The organism is Tardiphaga sp. 20_F10_N6_6, assembly GCF_052076045.1.
GTDB lineage: Bacteria > Pseudomonadota > Alphaproteobacteria > Rhizobiales > Xanthobacteraceae > Tardiphaga > Tardiphaga robiniae.
Genome location: NZ_CP197239.1, coordinates 2,098,223 through 2,117,823 on the forward strand (window position 1 = coordinate 2,098,223; position 19,601 = coordinate 2,117,823).

The window sequence follows — 19,601 nt, forward strand, 5'->3', positions numbered from 1 at the left end:
GACAGAGCAACTACCAACCAGAGCAAGAGAGGGTTCGCATGACCTGCAATACGCCCCATGTTTTCAAACGCCCGATCCTGACCACGATTGTCACGCTCTCGCTCAGTGTCGCGGGCGCATTCTCTGCTTTGGCGCAGGTGCCGGATGCGATTGCAGCCCCCGGCGAGACGCAGATCGCCAAGCTGCATGCTGAAGGCGCGCAGGTCTATGAGTGCAAGGTCGACGCTTCAGGAAAGCTGACATGGGCGTTCCGCGAGCCGATCGCCACGCTGATGGCGGATGGCAAGACCGTGGGGCGGCACTATGTCGGACCGAACTGGGAATACAGCGATGGCAGCGCGGTGGTCGGTAAGGTGACCGGCAACGCACCAGGCACCACTGCCAAGGACATTCCGTGGCTCCGCCTCGAAGCCGCCTCGCATCGCGGCAGCGGCATGTTGAGCGGCGTGACCACGGTACAGCGCATCAACACCGTTGGCGGCACGCTGGGCGGCACCTGCAGCGGCGCCGGCACTTTACAGAGCGAGCCCTATTCGGCCGACTACGTGTTCCTGCGCAAAGGCTAAGGACATTTCGCCGGTGGACACTCCGGCGCCGTGGACAATACCAAGCAGGCACAGAGCCAGGCTCCGGGATTTGCGTTTCTACGCCGAACGATTTGCCGCTAGAGCAAGACGACCAGAAAAACAGTCAGGGAGACCGCCTCATGTCATCTAACAAAGTCGCCATCATCACCGCGGGTGGAAGCGGCATGGGCGCCGCATCCGCGCGCCGCCTTGCCGCCGACGGCTTCAAGGTCGCGATCCTGTCTTCATCGGGGAAAGGTGAAGCGTTGGCGCAAGAACTCGGCGGCATTGGCGTCACCGGCTCCAACCAGTCGAGCGACGATTTGAAGCGACTGGTCGATGACACGCTGGAGAAATGGGGCCGGATCGACACGCTGGTAAACAGCGCCGGTCACGGCCCGCGTGCGCCGCTGCTCGATATCACCGACGAGCAGTGGCACACTGGCATGGATGTCTACCTGATGAACGTGATCCGGCCAACGCGGCTGGTGACACCGATCATGCAGAAGCAGAAGTCCGGCGCGATCATCAACATCTCCACCGCCTGGGCGTTCGAACCCTCGGCAATGTTTCCGACCTCAGCCGTATTCCGCGCCGGTCTCGCCTCTTACACAAAATTGTTCGCGGATAGTTTTGCCGCCGACAATGTACGGATGAACAATGTGCTGCCCGGCTGGATCGACAGCCTGCCCGCCACCGAAGAGCGGCGCCAGAGCGTCCCGATGCAACGCTATGGCAAGAGCGACGAGATCGCAGCCACGGTCGCATTCCTCGCATCGGATGGCGCTGGCTATATCACCGGCCAGAACATTCGCGTCGATGGCGGCATGACGCGGTCGGTGTGATGACCTGATCGCAACGGCGCGACTAAACGGCCGCCGTCGTGCCGATCTGCAGCAGCATCGCCTTGGCGATTTCCTGCTCGCCCATGATCACGACATTGGCGCCGTGATGCTTGAGATGCGCGATCTCTTCTTCGGAATGGGCGCGGGCGATGATCGGAAGCGTAGGGTTGAGCGCACGCGCCTTGGCGACGATCTGGCCACCTTCGAAGGCGTCCGGGATGGCGACGAGCAATCCCCTGGCGCCCATCACATTTGCAGCCTGCAACATGTCCGGCGCCGCGGCATTGCCGGTGACGACCTCAACACCTTCCTTCTGCAGACGCTCGACGACGCCCGGCGTGTCCTCGATCACCAGCAGCGGCGTGTTGTTCAGGCGCAGCGCCCTGCTGACGACGCTGCCAACGCGGCCGTGTCCGACCAGCACGACGTGGTCCTTGAGTTGCGTCTCCGGCAACGGGACGCGCGTGACCGCTTTCTCCTTGCTGTCCGCAGCGGCCGCTTCACTCGCTGCCGCCGCTTTCGCGTCCTTATCGGCCAGTAGGCGATCGAGCAATGCGAAGAACAGCGGGTTGAGCATGATCGAGATAATCGCGCCGGCGAGCACGAGATCGCGGCCGCGATCGGGCAGCAGGCCGAGGCCCACGCCAAGGCTGACGAGAATGAAGGAGAATTCGCCGATCTGCGCCAGCGAGGCGGAGATCGTCAGCGCCGTCGAGGTCGGATAGCCGAACAGCCGGACGATGCCGAAGGCAGCCGCCGACTTGCCAAACAGGATGATGAACACTGTGGCGAGCAGCGGCAGCGGTTCGCGCAGGATGATCGCCGGATCGACCAGCATGCCGACCGAGACGAAGAACAACACCGCGAACGCATCCCGCAATGGCAACGTCTCGTTGGCAGCGCGCTGGCTGAGTTCGGACTCGCTGAGGATCATGCCCGCAAAGAACGCACCGAGCGCGAATGACACGTCGAAGACGAGGGCTGCGCCGAAGGCGACCCCGAGCGAGATGGCAAACACCGCAAGGCGAAACAGTTCGCGCGAGCCGGTGTGCGCCACATAGTGCAGCAGCATCGGGATGACGCGGCGGCCGACCACCAGCATGAAGATCACAAAGCCCGCGACCTTGCCGAGCGTGATCAGCACCGGCATCGCAAGTGCTGACATGCTGGCACCATTGCCCTCGCCTTTAAGCAGGCCAGCGATCGCCGGAAGCAGCACCAGCGTCAGCACCATCGCGAGGTCTTCGACAATCAGCCAGCCGATGGCGATGCGGCCACGCTCGCTGTCCACCAGACGTCGTTCCTGTAATGCGCGAAGCAGCACCACCGTCGAAGCCACCGACAGCGCGAGGCCAAACACAAGGCCACCACCGAACGACCAGCCGAGCGCCTCGCCGAGACCGATGCCGAGCAGTGTCGCCACGGCGATCTGCACGATGGCGCCGGGGATCGCGATATTCTTGACCGACAGCAAATCCTTCAGCGAGAAATGCAGGCCTACGCCAAACATCAGCAGGATGATGCCGATTTCCGCGAGTTCATTGGCGATATTCTGGTCCGCCACATAGCCGGGCGTAAATGGGCCCATGAAGACGCCGGCGAGCAGATAGCCGACCAGCGGCGACACGCGAATGCGCTGTGCGATCAGGCCGAGGATGAATGCCAGTACGAGGCCGACGACGACGGTGGAAATCAGCGGGGTGTTATGCTCCATGCCGCTTTTTGCCGCATGGGCGCGTGGGATGCCACCCTTAACGAGGGCTACTCATGGTCGCAGGCGCGAGCGGTCACGTCATCGCGAGATGGGGTTGTGTGACCCACACTGCCATTCCGAGGTGCGATCTCAGCGAAGCTGAGAGCGTGAACCTCAGCCATTCCAGTTGGAATGGCGGGGAATCTCGACATAGTAAAACACTACGGGATTCCGGGTTCGCGCCCGCTTGGCGGCGTTCACGACACCGGAATGACGAGATTAGTTGCCGATCGCCGCTTCGATCGCCTTCAGCGCCGCATCGGCCTTGGCGCCGTCCGGACCGCCGGCCTGCGCCATGTCCGCCCGCCCACCGCCGCCTTTGCCGCCCAAGGCTTCAGAGGCGAGCTTCACCAGATCGACAGCGCTGAAGCGCTTGGTCAGATCCTCGGTGACGCCGACCACGACGCCGGCCTTGCCGTCTTCACCGACATTGATGATCGCGACCACGCCGGAGCCGAGCTGCTTTTTGCCGGCATCAGCGAGGCTCTTGAGATCCTTCATCTCGATGCCCGACACACTCTTGGCCATGAGCTTGACGTCGCCGACGGTCTTGACGTCTGCGGATGCGCCACCAGCGGCCGATGCGCCAGCCGCAGCACCGCCGCCCATCGCGATGGTCTTCTTCGCCTCGGAGAGCTCACGCTCCAGCTTCTTGCGCTCGTCCATCAGCGCAGCGATGCGCGCTGGCATGTCGTCGAGCGTCGTACGGAGCTCGTTCGCCGCGGTCTTCGCGAGAAGGATCGTCTCGTTGGCGTGATGACGTGCATGATTACCGGTCAGCGCCTCGATGCGGCGCACGCCGGAAGACACTGCGCTTTCGCCGGTGACCGAGATCATGCCGATGTCGCCAGTGCGCCGCACATGGGTGCCGCCGCAAAGTTCGACCGACCAGCCGAGCGCATTGCCGCCGCTATCGCGCGGCATCTTGCCCATGGAGACAACGCGAACTTCGTCGCCGTATTTCTCACCGAACAGTGCGCGTGCGCCCGCCTCGCGCGCATCGTCCACCGCCATCAAGCGCGTGGTGACTGCGTCGTTTTCCAGCACGACATTGTTGGCGATGTCTTCGACCCGGCGGAGCTCGTCGGCCGTGATCGGCTTCTGATGCACGAAATCGAAACGCAGCCGGTCCGGCGCCACGAGCGAGCCGCGCTGCGCGATGTGATCACCGAGCACCTGACGCAGCGCTTCATGCAGCAGATGCGTCGCCGAGTGATTGGCGCGGATCGATGAGCGACGGGCGTGGTCAACTTCCAGCGCGAGCGCTGCGCCAATTTTCAGCGTGCCCTGCTCGACCGTACCGATATGCACGAACAGATCGCCGGCACGCTTCTGGGTTTCGGTAACGCGGAAGGTTACGCCCTCGCCTGTCATGATGCCGAGATCACCGACCTGACCGCCGGACTCCGCATAGAACGGCGTCTGGTTGAGAACGATCGCACCGGTATCGCCGGTCTTGAGGCTATCGATTTCCTTGCCGTCCTTCACCAGCGCGGTAACTGCACCTTCGGCTGACTCAGTCTCGTATCCCAGGAATTCCGTCGCGCCGAGTTTTTCACGCAGGCCAAACCACACGGTTTCGGTCGCCGTATCGCCCGAGCCCGACCACGACGCGCGCGCCTTGGCCTTTTGCTTTTCCATCGCGTCGGTGAAGGACGCGATATCGACGGAGATGCCGCGGTTGCGCAGTGCGTCCTGGGTCAGATCGAGCGGGAAGCCATAGGTGTCGTACAGCGTGAAGGCGGTCTCGCCGTCGAACATGTCGCCCTTCTTCAGCGACGCGCTCTTGTCGTCGAGAATGCCGAGACCACGATCCAGCGTCTTGCGGAAGCGCGTCTCTTCGAGGCGCAGCGTTTCTTCGATCAGGCTCTCGGCGCGCACCAGCTCCGGATAGGCCTGGCCCATCTCGCGCACCAGCGCCCACACAAGGCGCCACATCAGCGGCTCCTTGGCGCCGAGCAACTGGCCGTGACGCATGGCGCGGCGCATGATCCGGCGCAGCACATAGCCGCGGCCTTCATTCGACGGCAGCACGCCATCGGCAATCAGGAACGATGAGGCGCGCAGATGGTCGGCGATAACGCGGAGCGAGGCCTTCATCGGGCCCTGCGGATCGGCGCCGGTGAGATCGGCGATGGCGCGGATCAGTGCGACGAACAGGTCGATGTCGTAATTGTCGTGCTTGCCCTGCAGCACCGCAGCGATGCGCTCGAGGCCCATGCCGGTGTCGATGGACGGCTTCGGCAGCGAGATGCGGTTGCCCGGCGCCAGCTGGTCGAACTGCATGAAAACGAGATTCCAGATCTCGATGAAACGGTCGCCGTCTTCATCTGGCGAGCCGGGAGGACCACCGGGAATCTTGTCGCCATGGTCGAAGAAGATTTCCGAACACGGACCGCACGGGCCGGTGTCGCCCATCTGCCAGAAATTGTCCGAAGTCGGGATGCGGATGATCTTGGAATCCGGCAGGCCGATCTTCTTCCACAGTGCAAAAGCTTCATCATCCTCGGAATAGACAGTGACCAGCAGGCGGTCCTTGGCGAGGCCGTACTCCTTGGTGATCAGGTTCCAGGCGAGCTCGATCGCGCGTTCCTTGAAATAATCGCCAAACGAGAAGTTGCCGAGCATCTCGAAGAACGTGTGATGGCGCGCGGTATAGCCGACATTGTCTAGGTCGTTATGCTTGCCGCCGGCACGGACGCATTTCTGCGACGTCGTCGCGCGCTGATAAGGCCGCTTCTCGACGCCGGTAAAAACGTTCTTGAACTGCACCATGCCGGCATTGGTGAACATCAGCGTGGGGTCGTTGCGCGGCACCAGCGGCGACGACGACACGATGTCGTGACCATTCGCCGCGAAGTAATTCAGAAATGCCGACCTGATCTCGTTAACGCCGCTCATATCAGTCCCATTGCGCCCAAGACTTGTTACGTTCAAGACTTGGCGCCTAAAAATCGCCCACGGCCAAATTGTTTGAAGATTTGCCGCCGGCCAATGCCACAACCGGTTGCTTTTAGACCGGCGGCACTAGGCCTGTCCAGAAACTGTGCAAGGGGATGACAAGGGATCATTCAAGCGGATCAGGGGCTTGCCGCAGCAGCACAGGGCCGTTGATAGATGCCGGAACCGCGTTGACAGATTCAGGGAACGCATGCTCTTGTGCCGGCGTTGAAAGACGTCACGTCGGGAGAGATCGGCCCCCGTTTGGGCCGGCGCCGAAGGAGCAACCGCCCCGGAAACTCTCAGGCAAAAGGACCGCGTGACAGGTTAGCATCTGGAAAGAGATGCCTTTGAGCCCGAATGGGCCGATGGCGTCCGCCGACGGGATAATACTCTCAGGCACAGCGACAGATGGGGCTCGTATAGGCACTCCGGGAATGGTCCCGGGGAACCGCGAGGACCCGTCACCATGCTAGCGACTGATAAACCCTCAACCTTAAAACAAACGCCGCTGCACGCCCTCCACATCGCCCGTGGCGGCAAGATGGTGCCCTTCGCCGGTTATGACATGCCGGTGCAATTCGCCACCGGCGTGCTGAAGGAGCATCTCCAGACCCGCGCGGCCGCGGGACTGTTCGATGTTTCCCATATGGGCCAGCTCACCTTGCGGGCGAAGTCCGGCAAACTCGAAGATGCGGCCTTGGCGCTCGAGAAGCTGGTGCCGATGGACATTCTGGCGCTGGCACCGGGGCGTCAGCGTTATGCCCAGTTCACCAATGAGGGCGGCGGCATTCTCGACGACCTGATGGTGGCGAATTTCGGCGATCACCTGTTTCTGGTGGTGAACGCTGCGTGCAAGGATGAAGACGAGGCGCATCTGCGCGCGCATCTCTCCGACACCTGCATCATCGAGACCCTGCCCGAACGCGCGCTGATCGCGCTGCAAGGGCCAAAGGCCGCGGATGTGCTGGCAAAGTTCTGTCCTGAGGCACCGGCGATGAAGTTCATGGATGCCGGCCCGCATCAGGTGAACGGCATTGCCTGCTTCGTCTCACGCTCCGGCTATACGGGTGAAGACGGCTACGAGATCTCGATCCCGAACGATCAGGCCGAAGCGCTGACCTCCGCCTTGCTCGATCGTCCCGACGTCCTGCCGATCGGCCTCGGCGCCCGCGACAGCCTGCGTCTCGAAGCCGGGCTGTGCCTCTACGGCCATGACATCGACACGACGACCACGCCCATCGAAGGCGGGTTGAACTGGTCGATCCAGAAGAGCCGCCGCACCGGCGGCGCCCGCGCCGGCGGTTTTCTCGGCAGCGACAAGATCCTGGCGCAGCTCGATGGCGGCGCGCCGCGCAAGCGCATCGGCCTGCTGCCGGAAGGCCGCGCGCCAGTGCGCGAAGGTGTGCTGCTGTTTGCGGACGCCACCTCCACCGAATCGATCGGCAGCGTCACCTCGGGCGGTTTCGGCCCCAGTCTCGGCGCGCCAATTGCAATGGGCTATCTGCCCAGCGCGCAGGCAGCCGACGGCACCACCGTCTATGCCGAGCTTCGCGGCCAGCGCATGCCGATGAAAGTGTCACCCATGCCCTTCGTCCCCCACAGCTACAAGCGTTGAGGAACTGATCCATGACCACCCTGTACACCGAAGACCACGAATGGCTCCTGATTGACGGCGACGTCGTCACTGTCGGCATCACCGATTACGCACAGTCGCAGCTCGGCGACGTCGTGTTCGTCGAACTGCCCAAAGTCGGCCGCGCACTGAAGAAGGCCGAAGCCGCCGCCGTGGTCGAATCGGTCAAGGCCGCCTCCGACGTCTATGCGCCGATCACCGGCGAGGTCGTCGAGATCAACGACGCGCTCGCCGCCGAGCCTGCGCTGGTGAATTCCGATGCCGACGGCAAGGCGTGGTTCTTTAAGCTCAAACTCGCCGACAAGAGCGAGCTTGATGGCCTGATGGATGCCGACGCCTACAAAGCCCACACCGCCTAGTCGTCATGCCCGGGACAAGCCTGGCCATGACGAGCTTCTGAAATTCGTTCGAGGAACAACAGATGACCCTGAACAAATCTTCCGGCGACGTCGCCACCGATTTCGTCCGCCGCCATATCGGCCCTTCGCAAGCCGATATTCGTGTGATGCTTGAAGCGGTCGGCGCGAAAAGCCTGTCCGCACTGATGGGCGAGACGCTCCCTGCCTCGATTCGCCAGAAGACGCCGCTCGATCTCGGCCGCGCGCTCAGCGAAACCGAGGCGCTGGCGCATATGACCGAGATGGCGGCCAAGAACGCGGTGTTCACGTCGCTGATCGGCCAGGGCTATTCCGGCACGGTTCTCCCGACGGTGATCCAGCGCAATATCCTGGAGAACCCGGCCTGGTACACGGCCTATACGCCGTATCAGCCGGAGATCAGTCAGGGCCGACTCGAGGCGCTGTTCAACTTCCAGACCATGATCTGCGATCTCACCGGTCTCGACGTCGCCAATGCATCGCTGCTCGATGAAGCGACCGCTGCTGCGGAAGCCATGGCGCTGGCCGAGCGCGCCTCAAACGTTCAGACCAAAACCTTCTTCGTCGATCATGAAGTTCATCCGCAGACCCTCGCGGTGCTGCGCACCCGCGCCGAGCCGCTCGGCTGGAAGCTTCAGATCGGCAATCCGCTCACTGACCTCGACAAGGCCGATGTGTTCGGCGCGATCCTGCAATATCCCGGCACGACGGGCATCGTGCGCGATTTCAAGCCGGCCATCGCCGCCCTTAAAGCGAAGGGCGCGCTCGCCGTCGTCGCCGCCGACCTACTGGCGCTGACGCTTTTGGCCTCGCCGGGCGAACTCGGCGCGGACATCGCGATCGGCTCGGCGCAGCGCTTCGGCGTGCCGATGGGCTATGGCGGTCCGCATGCCGGCTACATGTCGGTGCGCGACGCGATCAAGCGCTCGATCCCGGGCCGTCTCGTCGGCCTCTCCATCGATTCCCGCGGCGAGCCCGCCTATCGCCTCGCGCTGCAGACCCGCGAACAGCATATCCGCCGGGAGAAGGCGACGTCGAATATCTGCACCGCGCAGGTGCTGCTCGCCGTCATCGCCTCGATGTATGCGGTCTATCACGGCCCCGAAGGTCTCAAGCACATCGCCCGCACGGTCCATCGCCGCACACTGGTGCTGGCCGCCGGCCTGAAGAAGCTCGGTTTCGCGCCGGAGAGCGAAGCGTTCTTCGATACGCTGACCGTGACCGTCGGCGACAAGCGCGACGGCATCATTGCCGCAGCCCAGGCCGAGAAGATCAACCTGCGCATCGGTGACGGCACCATCGGCATCGCGCTCGACGAGACCACGACGCCGGAGACTGTGGAAGCCATCTGGCGCGCCTTCGGCGGCAAGCTTGGCTATTCAGACGTCGAGCATGGCGTCAGCGACGCCCTGCCCGCCTCGCTGAAGCGCAGCTCGGCCTTCCTCACCCATCCCGTCTTCCACAGCCATCGCTCCGAGACCGAACTCCTGCGTTACATGCGGAAGCTCTCGGATCGCGATCTGGCGCTCGACCGCGCGATGATCCCGCTCGGCTCCTGCACCATGAAGCTGAACGCCACCACCGAGATGATGCCGTTGACCTGGCCCGCCTGGGGCTCGCTGCATCCATTCGTGCCCCGCGAACAGGCCGCCGGCTATCACCAGCTTTTCGCGACACTGGAAAAGTGGCTGTGCGACATCACTGGCTACGACGCTGTATCGCTGCAGCCCAATTCCGGCGCGCAGGGCGAATATGCCGGCCTGCTCGCGATCCGCGCCTATCACGCGGCGCGCGGCGACAGCCATCGCAATATCTGCCTGATCCCGTCATCGGCGCACGGCACCAACCCTGCGTCGGCCAGCATGGTCAATATGGATGTGGTTGTCGTCGCCTGCGACAAGCGCGGTGACGTCGACGTCAACGACCTTCGCGTCAAGGCGGAGAAGCATGCCGCCAATCTCGCGGCAATCATGATCACCTATCCGTCGACCCACGGCGTGTTCGAGGAACATATCCGCGAGATATGCGAGATCGTCCACGCCAATGGCGGTCAGGTCTATCTCGACGGCGCCAATATGAACGCGCAGGTCGGCCTGTCGCGGCCCGGCGATTACGGCGCTGATGTCAGCCATCTCAACCTGCACAAGACCTTCTGCATCCCGCATGGCGGCGGCGGGCCCGGCATGGGCCCGATCGGCGTCAAGGCGCACCTGGCGCCCTATTTGCCGGGTCATCCCTCGGCCAACGGCGATGTGCCGGTGGGTCCGGTGTCGGCCGCGCCCTATGGCTCGGCGTCGATCCTGACGATCTCCTATATCTACATCCTGATGATGGGCGGCGCGGGTCTCACCTCGGCCACCGAGCTTGCGATCCTCAATGCGAACTACATTGCCACCCGGCTGCATCCGCACTTCCCGGTGCTGTATCGCAACGAAAAGGGTCGCGTGGCGCATGAATGCATCATCGATCCACGCGCATTCAAGACGTCTGCCGGCGTTACCGTCGACGATATCGCTAAGCGCCTGATCGACTACGGTTTCCACGCACCGACCATGAGCTTTCCTGTCGTGGGGACGCTGATGATCGAGCCGACGGAATCGGAATCGAAACTCGAACTCGATCGGTTCTGTGAGGCGATGATCGCGATCCGCAAGGAGATCGCGGATATCGAGAGCGGCCGCTGGAACGTCGAGGCGTCGCCGCTGCGTCATGCACCGCATACGGTGCACGATATCGCGGATGACGACTGGAAGCGCGCTTATACACGCGCCGAAGGCTGCTTCCCGGCTGGGACCTCACGCACCGACAAATACTGGTGCCCGGTCGGCCGCGTCGACAACGTCTATGGTGATCGCAACCTCGTCTGTTCGTGTCCGCCGATGGAAGACTACGCACAGGCCGCAGAGTAAAGTTCAACGCCAAGCGACGGCCTCGAGCACCCTCGCCCCGCTCTTGCGGGGAGAGGGCTGGGGTGAGGGGCTCTTGCGATCCGCAAATTGTGTAGTCGAGGTGAGCACCTTGCCATGCCCCTCACCCGCCGCGAAGACGTGGCGACCTCTCCCCGCGCAGAGCGAGGAGAGGTTAAGCAAGCGCCACCGATGCAAATTAGTCTACGCCGCAGCAGCCAGATTGACTGCCGATTTCGCCAGCACCGACAATGACTCATCGGTCTTCTTTTCCTGATTGAGCGTCTCGTCGAGCAGCCGCACCGCGTCCTTCATGCCGAGTTCCGTGGCCCAGGCCTTCAAGGTGCCATAGCGCGAGATCTCATAGTGTTCGACGGCCTGTGCCGCAGCAAGCAGGCCGGCATCGAGCGAACTCGTCCCCTTGTACTCGTCCATGATCTCCTTGCCTTCGTCGAGGATACCCAGGATGGCGTCGCAGGTCTTGCCGCGGGCGGGTTTGTCGAGCAGCTCGAATATCTGTTCCAGGCGCTCGACCTGGCCTTCGGTTTCGTCGTGATGCTTTTCGAAAGCGGCGCGCAATTTGTCTGATGTTGCGGCCTTGGCCATCTTCGGCAGGGCCTTCAGGATCTGCTTTTCCGCGAAGTAGATATCCTTGAGCGTATCGAGAAAGAGGTCATTGAGGTCTTTGTCCTTAGTCGCCATGACGCGCACTCCGTTAAGCCAGGGGTTGTTTCCCGCGGCTCAACGTCACCTGTTGTGTCTTGTTCCTGAGGTTGTGACGCAGCTATTAAAAATCATTGCGTGGACGCCCGCTGTCAGGCCGCCAGCGTGGTCTCCACCAGCTTCACCCAATAGGACGTGCCGTAAACGATGGCGTCGTCGTTGAAATTATAGGCGGGGTGGTGCAGCCCGGCGCTGTCGCCGTTTCCGCAGAAGATGAAGGCGCCGGGGCGCGCTTCCAGCATATAGGCGAAGTCTTCGGCGCCCATCACCGGCGGCATGTCGATATTGACCTTCTCGGCCCCGGATATTTCGCTGGCGACGCGCACCGCCATGTCGGTCTCGGCGCGATGGTTGACCACCACGGGATAGCCGCGGTCATAGTCGAGCACGATCTTCGCGCCGGTCTGCAGCGCGACGCCGTTGACCACCTCGTTCATGCGCTTCTCCATGAGATCGCGCACTTCGGCGTTCAACGTTCGCACGGTGCCGCGCAGTTCAGCGGTCGCCGGGATGACGTTGCTGGCATGCCCGGCATGGAATTCACAGATCGACAGCACCGCGGATTCCAGGGGATTGACGGTACGGGAAACGATCGTCTGCAGCGCCATCACGAGCTGCGAGCCGACCAGCACGGAATCGATGGTCTTGTGCGGATAGGCGGCATGGCCGCCCTTGCCCTCGATCTGGATCGAGATGCGGTCCATCGCCGCCATGATCGGGCCCGGACGCAGCGCGAAGGAGCCGACGGGCATGCCGGGATTGTTGTGCATGCCATAGACCTGATCGATCTTGAAACGGTCCATCAAGCCGTCCTTGATCATCGCCGCAGCGCCCGCACCGCCCTCTTCGGCCGGCTGGAAGATGACGACGGCATCGCCGGCGAAATTGCGGGTCTCCGCGAGATATTGCGCCGCTCCCAGCAGCATGGACGTGTGACCATCGTGACCGCAGGCATGCATCTTGCCCGGGGTCTTCGAGGCGTAAGGCAGATTGGTCTCTTCCTCGATGGGCAGCGCGTCCATGTCGGCGCGCAGCCCGATCACCTTGTGCTCGCCCGAGGCCGGCTTGCGGCCCCTGATGACGCCCACGACACCCGTTCGTCCCAGGCCCGTCACAACTTCGTCGCAACCGAACTCCTTCAGTCGTTCCGCCACGAAGCCCGCGGTCCGGTGCACGTCATACATCAGCTCGGGATGGGCATGCAGGTCACGGCGCCAGGCCATGATTTCCGGTTGCAGATCGGCGACACGATTGATGATGGGCATGGGTCAAGGTCTCGATGCGGTGGAACGGCGATATCCTTGTCTAGCATGTCGCGTGCCAACGGCCCACCCCACCGGCCCCATCACACGCTGTACAGACGCCCGCCGCCTCGTTAATCCCTTTCGGCACGGCAGGTGAGACCGTGAAACGGATGCGGCAGGGAAACGATGACGACACGGCTCGAGGGTGATTTCGATTATATCGTGGTTGGTGCAGGTACCGCCGGTTGCATCGTCGCCAATCGACTCTCGGCAGATCCCGCCAAGCGCGTCCTCATCCTGGAGGCCGGCGGCAACGACAACTGGATCTGGTTTCACATTCCGGTCGGCTACCTCTTTGCCATCGGCAACCCCCGCTCCGACTGGATGTTTCGCACCGAGCCGGAGCCCGGCCTCAATGGCCGCGCGCTGGCCTATCCGCGCGGCAAGGTGATCGGTGGCTCCTCCGCGATCAATGCCATGATCTCGATGCGCGGCCAGGCGGCCGACTACGACCACTGGCGACAGCTCGGCCTCAATGGTTGGGGCTATGACGATGTCCTCCCGGCGTTCAAGACATTGGAAGATCATTTCCTCGGCGCTAGTGAACATCACGGCGCGGGTGGCGGTTGGCGTATCGAAGAGCCGCGGCTGTCGTGGAAAGTACTCGACGCCGTCGGCGATGCAGCGGCCGAAATGGGCATTCGCAAGACCGCCGATTTCAACACCGGCGACAATGAAGGCATCGGCTATTTTCACGTCAACCAGAAGCGCGGCCGCCGCTGGTCGTCGGCGCGTGGCTTTCTCAAACCGGCATTGAGCCGCCCGAACCTGCGGCTTGAAACCAAAGTGATGGTCGATCGCCTGATCGTCGAAAACGGCCGCGCCGTCGGCGTGCGCTTCACCCAGAACGGCCAGGAGATCGAGGCACGCGCCAGGGGTGAAGTCGTCCTGTGTGCTGGCGCGGTTGGCTCACCGCATCTGTTGCAGCGCTCCGGCATCGGGCCCGCGGAGTGGCTGTCCGCCGCTGGTGTCGACATCACACTCGATCGTCAGGGCGTCGGTCGTAACCTGCAGGACCACCTGCAGCAGCGCGCGATTTACAAGGTCTCCGGCGTGCGCACGCTGAACGAGACCTACTACAATCTGTTCCGCCGTGGCTGGATGGGCGTCGATTACGCGCTTCGCCGCCGCGGACCGTTGACCATGGCGCCATCGCAGCTTGGCATCTTCACGCGCTCCGATGCCCATCGCGAACGCGCCAACATCCAGTTTCACGTGCAGCCGCTCTCGCTCGACAAATTCGGCGATCCGCTACATCGCTTTCCGGCGATCACCATTGCTGCCTGCAATCTGCAGCCCACATCGCGCGGCGAAATCAAACTGCGCTCGGCGAAGCCCGATGACGCCCCGGCCATCGCCCCTCACTACCTCTCGACGGACGACGACCGTCAGGTTGCTGCCGATGCGATCCGCGTGACACGCAGGTTGATGAAGCAGCAGGCGCTCGCCGCCTATCATCCCGAAGAATATCTGCCGGGGCCATCGGTTGGCGACGATGCGGCGTCGCTGGCCAAGGCCGCCGGCGATATCGGCACCACCATCTTCCATCCTGTCGGGACCGCGAAAATGGGCACAGCCTCGGACCCGATGGCCGTGGTGGACGAGCGGCTGCGCTTCTACGGGATCGCCGGATTGCGCGTCGTGGACGCCTCGGTCATGCCAACGATCACGTCGGGCAATACAAACACGCCGACCGCGATGATCGCGGAAAAAGGCGCGTCGATGATCGTGGCGGATGGACGGTAGGGTTTAAGCTGACTTCCGCACGGCGTTGTCGACCAGCGTCTTGCCGAGCGACCAGATCGCACCAGGAACCTTATGGCTATCGGCGATCACGGTACGGAACGAGTTCTCGATCCACTTTCCGTCGTCCTCGGTGACCACCAGCGGCGGCAGCAGCTTGATGGTGTGACTGCCGTGGCCGGAGACCTGAGTCAGAATCTTCTGCTCCTTGAACAGCGGTACGGTGATCAACTGGCAGAACAGGCCTTTGCTGGCCGACTCCAGGATGTTCCATGATGCCTTGAGGCGCAGCGACTTCGGCGGGCCGAATTCGACACCGATCATGAGACCTTTGCCGCGCACTTCCTTCAGAAGCTCGAATTCGGGAATCATGTTCTGCAGAGCGAGCCGCAATTCGGCACCGCGCTTAGCCGCGTTCTCGACCAGCTTCTCATGCTTCATGATTTCCAGCGTGGCGATACCGGCGGCCATCGCCAGATCGTTCTTGCCGAAGGTCGAACCATGGACCAGCGAGCGATCCATCCGGTTGAAGATCTTGTCGAAGATGCTTTTTCGCGTCAGCAGTGCGCCAACAGGAACATGACCTCCCGACAAGGCTTTTGCGAGAAGGATCATGTCGGGCTCGACATTCCAGTGCTCGATCGCCAGAAATTTTCCGGTGCGTCCGAGGCCGGTCTGGATTTCATCGGCGATGAACAGCGTGCCGTATTTGCGGCACAGCGCAGCGGCGCCCGACAGGAATTCGTCGGTGGGCAGGTTGACGCCTTTGCCCTGGATCGGTTCGACGATGAAGCCGGCAACCTGCTTGGACGACAGCGCCTTCTCCAGCGCTTCGAGGTCGTTGAATGGCACCGTGGTGCAGCCCGAGAGCAGCGGGCCGAAGCCGGTGCGGAAATTGGTGTCGTCGGTCAGCGACAGCGCGCCATAGGTCAGTCCGTGATAGGCGTGATCGCAATATACGATCCCGTCGCGGCCGGTCGCATTGCGAGCAAATTTGATAGCCGCCTCGACGGTTTCCGCGCCCGAGTTCGCGAAAAACACCTTGTCCATATAGGGGACGTTTTCCAGCAGCTTCTCTGAGAGAATACCTGCGAGTGTGGAAACATCCATTTGCACCAAATTGGGCATGTCGGCGTCGAGCACGCTTTTGAGCGCATTCCGCATCACCGGATGGTTCCGGCCAATCGCAAAAACGCCAAATCCGCTCAGTAGATCGAGATAACGGGCGCCGTCCCGGTCGAACAAATACTGGCCGGTGCCTCGCTGAAAGCCAACGTCATATCCGATGGTCTTGAGGACTCGAACGAGCTGTTCATTAAGATGGCGCGTATGCATCGAGCTACGCTGCGCCTCCCGTTCAACAAACATCTCGGAAACGTCTAGATTCGGATATACCATGAGTTACATACGTCGGTTGATGGTCGCTTCGTCAACTGAAAACCGTAAATGCGGCGATTTGACTTCGCCGAGAACCGCTACTTAAGCATAGGTCTAAACATGTTGCAGCGCCCACGCATTACTACGCGTACTCTTACATATTGCGGAATCCTTTTTTCGGCAGGCTTGTTTTCGGCAGGGCTGGCTCCCGCATTTGCAGCTGATCCGACCGGCGATTGGAAGGTCGAGGACGGCGTCGCGCATATTCGTGTTGCTGAATGCGGTGGCAGCATGTGGGGGGCCGTAGCCTGGGAAAAGACCCCCGGCGGGATCGACAAGAACAATCCCGATGCCACCAAGAAGGCGCGCCCCACTCTGGGCATCGTGACATTGCTGGACATGAAAAAGAATGCCGCAAACGACAAGTGGGCGGGTCAGGTTTACAATGCCAAGGACGGAAAATTCTATAAATCGACGATCAAGCTCGGTGATACAGCTGACGAACTTGAAATCGAAGGATGCGTCCTCGGTTTCCTGTGCGGCGGTCAGACCTGGACGCGCGTAGGCCCGTCGATTCCATCGAGCCCCTCGAACCTCACCGCCAAGGGCGCCCTGCCCAAGGCGGGCGCTGCCACCGGTGGCAAGATGGCCCCAGCTACTACTCCGACAGTTGCTGCTGCACCCAAGGCTGCACCGGCTCCTGCGGCCGGCACACCCAAGGCCACGGCTCCTGCCGGTCAAAAAACCGCTGCGGCAACAGTGCCGGGACAGCCAGCCGATATCGGCGATATCTGCCTGCTGCCCGAGATCAACAAGGTCACTCACTAGTCTCGCGCGGCTTACCCATGAGAGCCGGCTGGAATAGCAGCACGGCCGCCAGCGTCACGACAAAGGACATCGCGAGCAGTTTACCCATGCTCGCGGTGCCCGGATGGTTCGACAGCCACAGGCTGCCAAACGCCGTGGCAGTCGTCAGCGCGCTAAAGAAAATCGCGCGTGTCAGTGATGACTGCAGCAGGTTCTTGTAGCCTGCCCGCCACGCCGTCACATAGTATATCTTGAACGCCACGCCGACGCCGAGCAGCAGCGGCAGCGCGATGATGTTGGCGAAGTTCAGCGGCAAGCCGATCAGCACACAGATCTCCAGCGTGACCGTTCCCGCCACCAGCAAGGGCACGATCGTCAGCAACACGTCGCTGATGCGCCGCAAAGCCAGCCACAGCAACAACGAGATCGAAAGGAGCGCCCAGATGCCCGCATGAATGAAGGCGGTGACAATGGTGTCGCCCGACTTCAGGATCGAGATCGGACCACCGACGGCGAGCGGCTCGGACTTCAGCACGGCATCGGCGAACTTGCGCAACGTGTCGTTATCGTTCGGATCGCCGTTGGGCTGCGCCTCGACGCGGATCTGGCCATCCTTGGTCTTCCACGAATTCACCAATTCGGCTGGCAAGGTCTGCAAACTGATCGGGCTCGCCTGCATCAGATTACGCAACTGCCCCAACGCAAGCTTGAGCGGCACCACAAAGGTCGCCTGCACCTGATCGCGCACAGGCTGGCTAGCATCAGCGGTCTTGGCCAATGCATCCGCCAGACGCTTCGCGGCGACAGCGCCGGGACTGGTCTGCGTTCCCGCAAGTTTGCGCAGGCTCGCCGCGGAGTCCTTCAGAGAGGTGACATTTTCCGCATCGGTTGGCGCCTTGTCGATCGACTCAGGGTTCAAAGCCGGCTCGAGAATCTTCGCACCCTCCTGGATCGCCTTTAGCTTGGCGGGCTGATCCTCAGGCACGAAGCTGCCGAGCGAAATCGTACGAGCCACTTCCGGGACCTTAGAGAGACGTTCTTCGACCTGCTTCGCAGCGGCCTCGTTTGGCGCCATGATATTGACGGCATTGGCGCCGGTGTTCGGATCCTTGCGCAGATCGAGGAAGGTCGCGATCGACTCGACATTCGGATTGCGCAGGTTGATCGGATTGAAGTCGAACTTCAGGAAGTAGAGCAACGGCAGACCGGCGATCGTGAGCGCCAGTGTGATGCCGATAATCCAGAAACGCTTCTCTTCCAGGAAACGGTCGACAGGCGCCAGGAACGCATAACCGACGGGCTCCTTTTCGCCCGCGGGATTCAAAAGGTCGAGCAATGCCGGCAGAACGGTGATGCTGGTCAGGAACGCTATCATCATGCCGGCGCCGGCGATCTTGCCGAGTTCGGACACGCCTTTGTAATCGGTCGGAAGGAACGACAGAAAACCGGCAGCCGTTGCGAAAGCGGCGAGCGACAGGGGCACGGCACAATATTCGGCGGCCTTCGTCAAAGCCAGCGGCAGGTTGTCATTCTTGTAGCGCTCGGAGCGGTAACGCACGCTGAACTGAATGCCGAAGTCGACGCCGAGGCCGACGAACAACACGGCAAATGCAATCGACAGCAGATTCAGCGAGCCAACCATCATAAGACCGACGGCGGTCGTTGTGACGAGGCCGACGAACAGAGTTGCGAACACGGCAACGATGATCTTGGCCGAGTGCAGCGCCATCCAGAGGATGACCAGCACGATCAAAACCGTACCGATCCCGTTGACGATGGCTCCATCCTGCACGGTGGAGAATTCCTCGTTTGCGATGGGGACCGGGCCGGTCAACCGCACGCGGGCGCCGTATTCGCCAGCGATGTTCAGGTCGATGGCAGCCTGCCGGATCGCATCTGTCGCGGTCTTGCCGGGCTCAAGCGCGTTGAAGTCGAGGATAGGCTTGATTTCGATGAAGCCGCGCTTGTCGCCATCCGTCAGAGGCTTGTCGCTGACCAGCCCGCGCCATGAGAAGGTGCCCTTGCCGTTTTTCAGCACGTCCTCGATGGTTTGCGAAACGGCGTTGAAGGTCGGCGCTGCAGCGTCGAGCTGAAGCTGCCCGCGGCGAATGCCGGTGAGGCCGGTCTCCAGCGCGCCGGTGAGACCGCGCAGACTGGGATCGCCGGCCATGATTTCAATCAAGGGAGCGGCTTGCTGGAACTGGCCCGTCAGTTGCACAACTTCCTTGGTCGGCAGGAACAGCAAGCCGTTTTTCTCGAAGAACGCTCCGCCATCCAATCGGCGAACCGAGTCGAAATCCGTCTTGTTGGTCACCAGCTTCGCTTCCATCGCATTGGCTGCAGCATTGGCGAATTCAGGCGTGGGCGCCTCAACCACCGCGATGATCAGGCGCTCCTGGTCGAAGGCCTTGTCGAAGGCAATGTCGCGCTGACGCCAATCGAGATTGGGCGAGATCAGCTTGTTGATGTCTGTATTGATCGAGAAATTCTTCGCTGTGTAATAGCTCGCGCCAATCGAAAGAAGCACACAAACGAGCACCACCGGCAGGGCAAACCGGGTGCAGAAGTTCACGATCGAGACGACAACTCTTGTCAGCACGCTTTTTCTTTCTATTTGGACGAGG

The 19,601-nt window shown here is 62.0% G+C and carries 13 protein-coding genes and 1 riboswitch; of the genes, 7 read left to right on the plus strand and 6 right to left on the minus strand.

Going from position 1 to position 19,601, the window contains the following annotated elements:
* The first annotated feature begins 38 nt into the window (after nt 1-38).
* Both AB7813_RS10335 and AB7813_RS10340 read left to right on the plus strand, forming a co-directional pair.
* On the plus strand, nt 39-566 hold the full coding sequence (locus tag AB7813_RS10335) for a DUF3455 domain-containing protein (protein ID WP_439064404.1): 528 nt from the start codon (nt 39-41) through the stop codon (nt 564-566).
* A gap of 140 nt (nt 567-706) precedes the next feature.
* Nucleotides 707-1,411, plus strand: coding sequence for an SDR family oxidoreductase (locus AB7813_RS10340; RefSeq protein ID WP_439064405.1), 705 nt, complete (start codon nt 707-709; stop codon nt 1,409-1,411).
* Between the two features lie 22 nt (nt 1,412-1,433).
* Here AB7813_RS10340 and ybaL read toward each other — a convergent pair whose 3' ends face one another.
* Together ybaL and alaS are read right to left on the minus strand one after the other, a co-directional pair.
* Complete coding sequence (ybaL, locus tag AB7813_RS10345; RefSeq protein WP_439064406.1) at nt 1,434-3,125, minus strand: YbaL family putative K(+) efflux transporter; 1,692 nt, start codon at nt 3,123-3,125, stop codon at nt 1,434-1,436.
* 258 nt (nt 3,126-3,383) lie between these two features.
* Entirely contained in the window at nt 3,384-6,065 is a 2,682-nt protein-coding gene (gene alaS / locus AB7813_RS10350; RefSeq protein WP_439064407.1) for an alanine--tRNA ligase, read from the minus strand.
* Between the two features lie 272 nt (nt 6,066-6,337).
* A riboswitch (glycine riboswitch) is annotated at nt 6,338-6,432 on the plus strand.
* A gap of 141 nt (nt 6,433-6,573) precedes the next feature.
* Here alaS and gcvT point away from each other — a divergent pair.
* The 3 genes from gcvT to gcvP all read left to right on the plus strand — a co-directional run bounded on the left by gcvT (nt 6,574) and on the right by gcvP (nt 11,026).
* Complete coding sequence (gene gcvT / locus AB7813_RS10355) at nt 6,574-7,722, plus strand: glycine cleavage system aminomethyltransferase GcvT (protein WP_439064408.1); 1,149 nt, start codon at nt 6,574-6,576, stop codon at nt 7,720-7,722.
* An 11-nt stretch (nt 7,723-7,733) separates the two neighbouring features.
* Entirely contained in the window at nt 7,734-8,099 is a 366-nt protein-coding gene (gcvH, locus tag AB7813_RS10360; protein ID WP_439064409.1) for a glycine cleavage system protein GcvH, read from the plus strand.
* 62 nt (nt 8,100-8,161) lie between these two features.
* Nucleotides 8,162-11,026: an aminomethyl-transferring glycine dehydrogenase gene (gene gcvP, locus AB7813_RS10365; protein ID WP_439064410.1), complete on the plus strand. Its 2,865-nt coding sequence runs from the start codon at nt 8,162-8,164 to the stop codon at nt 11,024-11,026.
* A gap of 201 nt (nt 11,027-11,227) precedes the next feature.
* Here the strand turns inward: gcvP and AB7813_RS10370 are convergent, their stop codons facing one another.
* Nucleotides 11,228-11,725, minus strand: a complete 498-nt coding sequence (locus AB7813_RS10370) for a YciE/YciF ferroxidase family protein (protein WP_089265675.1) — start codon at nt 11,723-11,725, stop codon at nt 11,228-11,230.
* 113 nt (nt 11,726-11,838) lie between these two features.
* Nucleotides 11,839-13,011 (minus strand): M20 aminoacylase family protein, encoded by a 1,173-nt coding sequence (locus AB7813_RS10375; RefSeq protein WP_093756520.1) that lies wholly within the window; start codon nt 13,009-13,011, stop codon nt 11,839-11,841.
* A 165-nt stretch (nt 13,012-13,176) separates the two neighbouring features.
* Here AB7813_RS10375 and AB7813_RS10380 point away from each other — a divergent pair, with 165 nt between their 5' ends.
* Nucleotides 13,177-14,796 carry a GMC family oxidoreductase gene (locus tag AB7813_RS10380; RefSeq protein ID WP_439064411.1) on the plus strand — a complete coding sequence of 540 codons (1,620 nt, stop codon included), beginning with the start codon at nt 13,177-13,179 and terminating at the stop codon, nt 14,794-14,796.
* A 3-nt stretch (nt 14,797-14,799) separates the two neighbouring features.
* Here the strand turns inward: AB7813_RS10380 and hpnO are convergent, their stop codons facing one another.
* Entirely contained in the window at nt 14,800-16,191 is a 1,392-nt protein-coding gene (gene hpnO / locus AB7813_RS10385) for an aminobacteriohopanetriol synthase HpnO (protein ID WP_439064412.1), read from the minus strand.
* Between the two features lie 99 nt (nt 16,192-16,290).
* On the opposite strand from hpnO, the gene AB7813_RS10390 reads away from it, so the two are divergent.
* Nucleotides 16,291-16,998 carry a DUF2147 domain-containing protein gene (locus AB7813_RS10390; protein ID WP_439064661.1) on the plus strand — a complete coding sequence of 236 codons (708 nt, stop codon included), beginning with the start codon at nt 16,291-16,293 and terminating at the stop codon, nt 16,996-16,998.
* Here AB7813_RS10390 and AB7813_RS10395 read toward each other — a convergent pair.
* Nucleotides 16,988-19,576, minus strand: coding sequence for an MMPL family transporter (locus AB7813_RS10395; RefSeq protein ID WP_439064413.1), 2,589 nt, complete (start codon nt 19,574-19,576; stop codon nt 16,988-16,990). The two genes, AB7813_RS10390 and AB7813_RS10395, sit on opposite strands and share 11 nt — an antisense overlap.
* Nucleotides 19,577-19,601 lie beyond the last annotated feature (25 nt).